The 8912-nt window shown below is 58.0% G+C and carries 9 protein-coding genes and 1 tRNA gene; 2 read left to right on the top strand and 8 right to left on the bottom strand.

From position 1 onward, the window contains the following. From VL547_RS00775 to VL547_RS00765, 3 genes are all read right to left on the bottom strand, one after another. A partial coding sequence (locus tag VL547_RS00775) for a hypothetical protein (protein WP_325574123.1) occupies positions 1-333 on the bottom strand: 333 nt, incomplete at its 3' end. A 370-nt stretch (positions 334-703) separates the two neighbouring features. Then, positions 704-777 (bottom strand) — tRNA-Pro (locus tag VL547_RS00770). A gap of 44 nt (positions 778-821) precedes the next feature. Beyond that, positions 822-2327, bottom strand: coding sequence for a biopolymer transporter TolR (locus VL547_RS00765; RefSeq protein WP_325574121.1), 1506 nt, complete (start codon positions 2325-2327; stop codon positions 822-824). A gap of 110 nt (positions 2328-2437) precedes the next feature. Between VL547_RS00765 and VL547_RS00760 the strand changes: the two genes are divergently transcribed. Then, the gene (locus VL547_RS00760) at positions 2438-3508 is read left to right on the top strand and encodes a Gfo/Idh/MocA family oxidoreductase (protein ID WP_325574119.1); all 1071 of its coding nucleotides are present in this window, start codon (positions 2438-2440) and stop codon (positions 3506-3508) included. Further along, positions 3505-3813: a TMEM175 family protein gene (locus VL547_RS00755; RefSeq protein WP_325574115.1), complete on the top strand. Its 309-nt coding sequence runs from the start codon at positions 3505-3507 to the stop codon at positions 3811-3813. The genes VL547_RS00760 and VL547_RS00755 overlap by 4 nt, the downstream gene beginning before the upstream one ends. Positions 3814-3951: 138 nt before the next feature. On the opposite strand, the gene VL547_RS00750 is transcribed toward VL547_RS00755, so the two are convergent. From VL547_RS00750 to VL547_RS00730, 5 genes are all read right to left on the bottom strand, one after another. After that, positions 3952-5574, bottom strand: coding sequence for a M1 family metallopeptidase (locus VL547_RS00750; protein WP_325574113.1), 1623 nt, complete (start codon positions 5572-5574; stop codon positions 3952-3954). Continuing rightward, positions 5571-6350 carry a DUF1080 domain-containing protein gene (locus VL547_RS00745; protein ID WP_325574111.1) on the bottom strand — a complete coding sequence of 260 codons (780 nt, stop codon included), beginning with the start codon at positions 6348-6350 and terminating at the stop codon, positions 5571-5573. Before VL547_RS00745 ends, VL547_RS00750 begins: the two co-directional genes overlap by 4 nt. Before the next feature lie 69 nt (positions 6351-6419). After that, positions 6420-6617, bottom strand: coding sequence for a hypothetical protein (locus VL547_RS00740; protein WP_325574109.1), 198 nt, complete (start codon positions 6615-6617; stop codon positions 6420-6422). 34 nt (positions 6618-6651) lie between these two features. After that, on the bottom strand, positions 6652-7053 hold the full coding sequence (locus tag VL547_RS00735; protein WP_325574107.1) for a hypothetical protein: 402 nt from the start codon (positions 7051-7053) through the stop codon (positions 6652-6654). A 127-nt stretch (positions 7054-7180) separates the two neighbouring features. Continuing rightward, positions 7181-8761 (bottom strand): S10 family peptidase, encoded by a 1581-nt coding sequence (locus VL547_RS00730; RefSeq protein WP_325574105.1) that lies wholly within the window; start codon positions 8759-8761, stop codon positions 7181-7183. Positions 8762-8912 lie beyond the last annotated feature (151 nt).

Here is an 8912-nt window from a genome sequence, read left to right as displayed (position 1 = left end):
CTTCGATATTAATAGGTCCTCCGGCGAAACAACATAAATGGTCCTTCCGTAAAAATCAACTCTTAGCCTCCGGTTAAATTCCTCTTGCCTAAATGGGTCGTCTTTCAAGACTACAAAATCTGCCTTATATCCTGATTCGTGGTCAATAATATTGAACATCTTAACTGGTCCTTCGATTGCCTCTTTCACAGCATCCCTGTCACAATTAAACCCTTCTTTAAAGCTATTTACAAATAAATCCACGTTTTTAGCTTCAAGATGGATAATGAAATCTATATCCCTGGTCATCCTTGGAACAGTATACAACCCCATCGCTATGCTACCTGAGAGCATATAAGGTATTTGGAATTGATCAAGAACATCCGTAATCTTCTGAAAAAAGGAAACCATAATGAGATCAAGTTACTTCAATACATTATGCGCTCATTTTTCTGTCTCAATCCTGACCCAAAATAATGAAAATAAAAAAGCGAGTTATATATAACTCGCTTGATTTAAGTCGGGATGACCGGATTACCTCCGCGCTACGCGCTCCGGTGATCCGCGGGTGGGGTGGCCTAAAGCCTGCCGCATGCAGATGCGCCCCCGGAGGGGGCGTTTTTATGCCTAAACGACCCCGTCCGAGCAAGCTCGGCCGTTGCCGTCCCGGCATAAAAAAAGCCATCGCATTCGCGATGGCTTCATCTGCACGCTGCAGGCTTTGTCGGGATGGCCGGATTCGAACCAGCGACCTCCTGGTCCCAAACCAGGCGCGATACCGGGCTACGCTACATCCCGAGGGCGGAGTGGACTCCGCTATGTAAGGGGTGCAAATATAGCGATCATTCTCCAGATATGGGCCCGGAATTGCTGACGAAGGCAATATGCCGCCCATCGGGCGCCCAGGAGGGCGTGTTGATGGTGCCCTGGCCGCCATAGACATAGGCTACGACGCGGGGGGCGCCGCCGGAGGCGGGCATGACGCGGAGGTAGACGTGGCGGTAGAAGGGGTGGTCGTCGGGGCGGGTTTCGGACGGCCAGAAGGAGATGAAAACGACCCACTTACCATCGGGGGAAAGGTGGGGGAACCAGTTGTTGCAGGTGTCGTTGGTGAGCTGCTCGGGGTGGGTGCCGTCGGGGTTCATGCGCCAGATCTGCATGCTGCCGGAACGGGTCGAGTTGAAATAGATAAAGCGGCCGTCGGGGCTGTATTCCGGGCCGTCGTCGAGACCGGGGGTGGTGGTGAGGCGGACTTCGGGGCCGCCGCCGGACGGGATGCGGTAGATGTCGAAGTCGCCGTTGCGTTGGCCGGTGAAGACGATGTATTTGCCGTCAGGGGACCAGCCGTGGCCGTAGCTGGGGCCGGTCGGGGTGAGCTGGACGGGATCGCCGCCCGAGGAGGGGACCTTCCAGACGATCGAATGATGGTCTATATCGCTGGACAGGACGAGCATGCGGCCGTCGAAGGACAGGACGTGGTCGTTGTTGTTGCTTCTCACCGAGCCCGTGTTTAGAAGCGCCGCGGAGCGGGCGTTTAGATCAAAACGGTAGATCGCGCCCCCGGCGTTGTAGAGGAGCGCCCGTCCGTCGTGCATCCAGTTGGGCGCTTGGACGGACCCGGGATCGGAATAAACGATCCGGCGGGAACTGCTGGAAAGATCGAGCAGCTCGATGTGGCTCCCAAGATAATCGTGGTAGGGGACCATGCCGGCCCAGGAAGGCTTTATCAGCCGGACGTTGTCGAAACGGACGCTTTCGGTGACGTCTTTATTGTGGGAGCAGATGAAGAGGCCTACGTAGACGGCGGAATCCAGGGGAATATCGGTAACCTGGTTGATGACAAAGGGTGATCCGGATCGGGCAACGGACATAATGTAGGTATTGCCGTGGCGCTCCAGTTGGATGACGTCGGCGGAGGTGAGGGTCGATCGGCTCTCTAATACGTTGGCGCCGTTCGCGGGACGGTATTGCAGCGACGTGAGACCGTCCCCGTGAACCGCCGCGCAGACCATGGCGGAGCCGGTATCGAGACCGGCGCGGACCATCCATCCGAATTTCCGGTGCATTTCGACGCCCTTGCCGAGAAGCTGGCCGCGGGCCTGGAGGATGAAGTCGCCTTTGATCCGGGTATAGAGATAGTGGAATTCGTCGCGGGTAAACCATATATTGGAGCCGGAACCGCTTAGGGTGACGGTCTGGGCGGCGGTGTCAAATATGGCGGAGCCGGGGTGGAGGACGGGGCCGACGTCGCCTTCGCTGCGGAGGAGCGCCAGTTGCGCGGACGCGGCAAAAGGGGCGAAAGCGGAAAATGGCAAGAGCAGGGCGACAAGCAACGTTCGGGCATGCATGGACGTGTATTTGCCTGAAAATACACAAAGGCCGCCCAACGGGAAAAAACTAACCAAAAAATGAGCGGAATCGCAACCCCTGGCCAATCGGGCTATCTTACATTCGGGCTATGAAAAAGATATACCTAATCCTGTTGGCTTTCCTGGCGTCGTCGGCGTCCTGGGGACAAGCCGTGCTCAAGGTCGGCGTGGCCGGTCTGAATCACGACCACGTGTATGGTCTGATGGAACAATACAAAAAGGGAAAGGTCCTCATAGAAGGGATCGCGGAGTCGGACACCGCGCTGATTGCCAAGTGGAAACGGCGCTATAACCTGCCCGACAACCTGTTCTACCCCAGCGTATCGGTGATGCTGGAGCACATCAAGCCCGACGCGGTCCTCGCCTACAACCCGATCGTGGAGCACCTGTCGGTAGTGGAAGCCTGCGCGCCCAAGGGCGTGTCGGTGATGGTGGAGAAGCCCCTGGCGGTCAGTGTCGCCCAGGCCGACAAGATGGAGGCCCTTGTAAAACAATATCATATCCACCTGCTGGTGAACTACGAAACGACCTGGTATCCTACGAACCAGGACGTCTACGCATTAACCAGCAATGGCGAGATCGGGCAGGTCCGTAAAATGGTCGCCCACGACGGACACCAGGGACCCAAGGAAATCGGCTGTAGCCAGGATTTTCTGAAGTGGCTCACTGATCCGGAGAAAAACGGCGGCGGCGCCGTCGTCGACTTCGGCTGCTACGGGGCGAACCTGATGACCTGGCTGATGGGTAATAAGATGCCGGTCTCGGTGTCCGCCGTACTCAAACATTACAAACCCGATGTCTATCCCAAGGTGGACGACGACGCGACCATCACGGTGGAATGGCCGGGCGCTGTGGGGCTGATCGAAGGCTCCTGGAACTGGCCCTTTAGCATCAAGGACTGGGAAGTATTCGGCGACAAAGGTTACCTGCACGCCCTGAATCCGCACGACCTCCAGGAGCGCAAGGGCGACAAACCCTATAGCCCGCTGGAGGTGCCGACGCCGGCATACACCGACAACCTTACCTACCTGGCTGACGTATTGAGCGGGAAGATCAATTCCGACAACGACCTGTCCGGGCTGCCCAACAACCTTATCGTGGTGCGCATCCTGGAGGCGGCCAGGCGGTCGGCGAAAGAAGGCAAACGCATCGCGCTATGAACAAAGGCAGGTTGGAGGCGTTTTCGGATGGCGTTTTTGCCATCACCATTACCTTGCTTGTGCTGAGCATCCGCATACCGGGAACGGAGGTCGCCAGCGACAAGGCATTACAGACCGCGTTGAAGGACGCCTGGCCCAACCTGCTCACTTTTCTTTTTTCCTTTTTGGTCGTGGGGATATTCTGGGGCGGCGCTGATCCCGTTCCCCGCGGCGGTGCTCGCGACGCACCCGCTTTTCCCCACGGCCATCATCTTTTACTGCGGGGTCCTTTTCCTTTGCGCTGCCCAGCACTTCCTGCTGCTTAGCTATGTCGAAAGACACGGGGACATCCGGGAGCCCACTTATACGCCCGAGATTCATCGTCAATCGAGGATGATGGCCATAGTGGGGCCGATTTGCTATTTCCTTGGAGGGGTGCTGAGTTTGGTAAGCCCGATCGCGAGCTACTCGAAGGTGACCTTGGACAGATAACACATCCGCGGATCGACAACCGGCTGCGTGTCGCTCTCAAACGCCACTTCGCCGGCGCCCACGCGCAACACGCGGCGTCCGGCGGATGTCGTGATCTCCAGCGGCAGCGTCATCAGCATATCCACCAGCCGGACGGCATAATGCCCGGGACTGACGCGGCGGACGTGCACCTCCAGCTTATGGGTAGTCCTTAGGTACAAGGTAAACAACGGCGACAGATCGACGCCGGCCCGGCGGCTGAAATAGTTTTGTACGTCGTCGGTGGTGACGAGGTTGTCGTAGGTGTACGCCGGATCGGTGACAAAACCCTTGAGGGTTGGGAAGAACAGGCTGTCCCCCATCACCCAACGGAGCGTGTGCATGAAAAAGGCGCCCTTCGGATAGATGTCACCCTGGTAGGCGGCCTCTTCGTCGATGTCCTTGCCCAGGACGATGGGCGCGGTATTCTGGATGGAGCGACCCGTCCGCTGGAAGTACTTGTCGTACGCGTCTTCCCCTTCCATAGCCAGGACGTACAGGCCGTCCCCGAAGGTACAGATGCCCTCGTGTATCCAATAGTCGGCCCAGTCGCGCGCGGTGACCTTATTGCCCCACCATTCGTGACCGAACTCGTGGTGCATCAGGCCGTCGTAGTCCTCGCCGCCCACCTTGGTGTAGCGGAAATGGTTGCCATAGGCGTTCATCGTCTGGTGCTCCATGCCGAGGTGGGGCGTTTCCACGATCCCGATCTTTTCCTTTGCCCAGGGATATTCGCCAAAGTAACGTTCCTGCTCGTGTACGGTGCGCTCGAAGACCTCGAGGTGGTGCGGCGCCTTATCGGCGTGTTCCGCCAGCACATAAAACACCATGGGGACCAGGTGCCCGTCGACGGTGGTGTATTCGCGTTGGACGACCTTGTAGTTGCCGATATTGAAGACAATGCTGTAGTTGTTGATGGTATAACGCGTCTTCCAGTGATACGTGGACCGATCGCCGGAGTGAGTGGTTTCCACCAGCAACCCCGGTCCCGCTACGACGAGATTTTCAGGCACGTTGATAAACATATCCACGCCCTCGTTGGGCTCGTCGCTGGGGTGGTCTTTACAGGGGAAATAGAGTTTTCCGCCCGTGCCTTCGGCCGTGATGGCAACCCAGGGATGGCCGCTGGAATCGCTGGTCCACGTAAAACCGTCGTCCCAGGGTGGGTGTACCGCCACGTGGGGGCGACCGTCGTACGTCACCCGCGCGGTATGTTTGCCGGCGGAAAAAATGCCGCTGATCCGGATCAGGTTTTGCCCGTAGGAATAGGGCATCTCGTGCCCATCCACCTTTACCGAATGGATATGGAAAGAATCGAGCAGGTCGAACAGCAACACCGGCGTGGCCTTGGATAGTACCAGGTCCACGTCGGTATAGCCGTCGATGCTTTTGTCGGGTATGTTCACCTTGAGGGCGATCGTATAATGCCGTATGTCCATGACGGCCTGCTCGGGCTTGAGCTTGCCGCCGGAGGTCAGGTGCTCCTGGGCGGAGACGGCACCGACGGGGACAACGCAAATGGCGACCGCGCAAACGGCGACCATCAAAGCGGGCGGCACTACGAACCGTATCCTCATAGCGGTCTTATCCAGATGTTGCGATAGCTGATCGGTTCGCTCTTGTCGCCGTGCGCCTGGAGCTTGACGGGGCTCGGGCCATGGGCCTGAGTATAGGAGGGTTTCCCGATATAGAGCGTCGGGCCGAGCAGGCTGAAGTTGTTTTGAACGAGGACGCCGTTGTGGAAAACGGTGACCCGGGCGGGAGATTGGACGTTCCCGTCCGCGCCGAAGACCGGGGCAGTCCAGACCACGTCATAGCTCTGCCACTCCCCGGGTTTGCGGGAGGCGTTGACGAGCGGCGCCGATTGCTTGTAGATAGACCCTGCCTGACCGTTGGTATACGTTTTGTTTTCGTAGTTGTCCAGCACCTGGAGCTCGTAACCGGCGTCACCCGATCCGATGGAGGCCAGGAAAACGCCGCTGTTCCCGCGCGCCTGGCCGGAACCGGTCACGTTTTTGGGCACGCGCCATTCGATGTGCAGCTGATAGTTGCCAAAATATTGCTTGGTGCGGATGTTACCCACGCCGTGCTTGTTGACCGTGAGGATACCGTGGTGGACGATCCAGTCCGCGGGCTTGGTGCTGTCGGAGGCGGCCACCCATTTATCTTCACCGGTGCCGTCAAAAAGGATGACGGCGTCGGAAGGCGGCGCGCTACAGGTGGCCCCTGGGGTGACCTTGGGTGGAACGGGAGTGTAGAACTCGGTGTCTTCTGGTTTGGGTTTGTCCTGCGCGAACAACTGGTAGCTGGAAACTGCCAGGATTGCGGTCAGGCATACGCTTTTGCTGATCATGTGGATGCTTTCGGCACAATTTAAGGGAATCCGCGTAAACGGGGGCAGCCATCCATGGAAGCGGCCGGCTCACTTAAAATACGAGAGCGGAATTGTCCTCCACATATCGTGGGCCAGGTGCCCCATCAGCAATTCGTATATCAGGTATATCGGCCAGAAGATCCAATGGATGATCGCCAGAACGATGCTGTGGTTATAGTACCAGCTGACCAGGATGGCGTAAATGCCGAGCAAACCGTAAATGATGCTCTTGTCCCTGTTGCCCATAATGGAAGATTTATGTGTTCAAGCTACTCAATTATCAAGAATTGGGCCGCTCCTTTGTATAAAATTCTTCCAGGAAAGCGTCACCGTGGGCTTCGATATGGGTGTCGCCGATGTCCGTGCTGATGGTGAGGTTGCCCGTCCGGCGGAGGATGGTCAGGTGTCCATGGAAACGGACCCGGCCTCTTGGGTCATAAACATCCACCTGGTAGGTACCGGAGCGCAAATGGTGGTGAAGGCCTTCCTGCTGCACCTGGTCCCCCTCTTTTTCGGTGTGTGGGCCGATACAGGGTACGTCGCCGGCGTAGTGCCGGTCCAGGTAAAGGCGATAAGGGCCGGTCGTATCGCTCGACCAGAAGTAGATGTCAAAGGCGCGGTAGTGACGCCGGCACTGGGTGAATAGACCCAGGCAAAGCAGGAGGGGTAGCAGCCGTTTCATACGGCAAATATGCGGCAAGGACAAGGGGGGACGGCCGAAAATGGGCTGAACGCCCCGCTTTACGGGACGAACGCAGCCTGCGCCCGTTCACGCGACGCGCCCGCCGGCAAGTGTCGCAGGCAAGAACCTAGGGTTTAACCGCGTTCTCGTAGAACTTCTTTTCGTCCTGCAGTAGCTTCGCGTCGGTCTCCTTACTCACATAGACCATGTGACCCGCCTCGTAGTAGTTCAGGATGATGTTCCCGCGCACGTCGGGTCTCAGCCCCATGTGACTGACCATGTACTCCGCGTTATAGACGGGCGTGGCCAGGTCATAGTAGCCGCACACGACATCCACGTGCAGGTGGGGATTCTGGGTCATGGCGGCCCGGAGCGTTTCGCTCACGTCGAGGTATTCGTTTTCCGCGTTACGGTAGTCCCAGGGGCGGACGTTGGCGGTGGATTCGTACGGCAGGTCGCTGCGGAAGCCCAGCTCACGGCGGATATAGTTGTTAAAGGCGCCGACAAAAAGACCCGTCAGGTTGTTGTCGCTGGCGTCATAGGTGGACCGTTCCCCCGCGTCGTCGATATCCTCCCCGGTGAAGCGGCTGTCATAACGGCCTACCGTCAGGCCCTGGTCCCTGAGGATTTCCTTGAAAAAGCGGAACGCGTTGACGCGTTCCCGCGACTCCTTGATATAGTTGGCGGACAGTCCCGTGAAGTAGTGCAGCGAATCGATGATGCTGTTGGTCAGCTCGGCGGAGGCATTATCGCCCTGCATCAGGAAGCTCGCGTACGCGCCCCCGGCAAAGATTTCCGTCCGCCGGGTGAGCTCGGCCGGCGTCATGCTTTCGAGCTCGGGGGAGAGCTTATGGTGATAACGCGCGGTGGTGGCGTATGTAGGCAGGAAAAAGATATATGGCATCTCGTTCCCGTGGGCGAAGTCGATCAGCTGGAAGTTGAGCACCGACGAGATGAGCGTGATCCCGTTCAGGTTCATTCCATAGCGGCTCAGAAGGTACCCCGATAGACCCGCCGCGCGGGTCGTGCCGTAGCTCTCTCCGGCGATGAACTTGGGGCTGCCCCAGCGCTGGGTCTGGGTGACGTACAAACGGATAAAATCGCCTACCGACTGGAGGTCCTCGGTATAGCCGTGGAAGTCGCTCGCCTGGACGCCCTTGACGGGCCGGCTGTACCCGGTGGAAACGGGGTCGATGAATACCAGGTCGGTAAAGCCCAGCCAGGTATAGGGGTTGTCCTCGTATTCATAAGGCGGCGCCGGGGCATTCCCCTTGTCGTCGGCAAACTTCACCCGCACCGGGCTGAAGGACCCCATGTGCAGCCAGATCGAGGCCGACCCGGGCCCACCGTTGAACACGAAGGTTACCGGGCGTTTTGACTTGCTGGCGTTGTCGGCGGTATAGGCTACATAGAAAATCTTAGCCAGGGGTTTTTCGCCCGTCTCGTCGTGCATCAGCATATAACCGGTTGTCGCGGTATACTCTATGGTCTTTCCGTCCGCCGTGATCTGGTGGTGCGTAACCATGGGGCGGCCTACCGCGGTGTCCATTTTGCCGGGGGCCGCCGAATCCCTGACGGTGAGGGAGAGGTTTTCGGTCCGTTCGGTTCGTTCGGGTCTTTGCGCCAGGGCGCCGCCCGCCGGGAACATGCTGATAGCAAGGCCGCCCGCCAGCAGGAGGGTCGTAGCAGGGAGGAAGGGTTTTCTCATGTGTAGTGTTTTCTGGTGGAATAAGATAGGGAAAAAAAGGCTTTTTCCTATATTCGATTATACAATCGGTATGAAAACCTTTTCCTGCTCCTGCGCCCTGGCTTTGTTGCTCACCGCAACCTCCTGCCACTGGATGAAACAAAAGTCCAAA

The organism is Dinghuibacter sp. (genome assembly GCF_035492835.1).
GTDB lineage: Bacteria > Bacteroidota > Bacteroidia > Chitinophagales > Chitinophagaceae > Dinghuibacter.
This window is presented reverse-complemented; position numbering and strand designations above follow the sequence as displayed.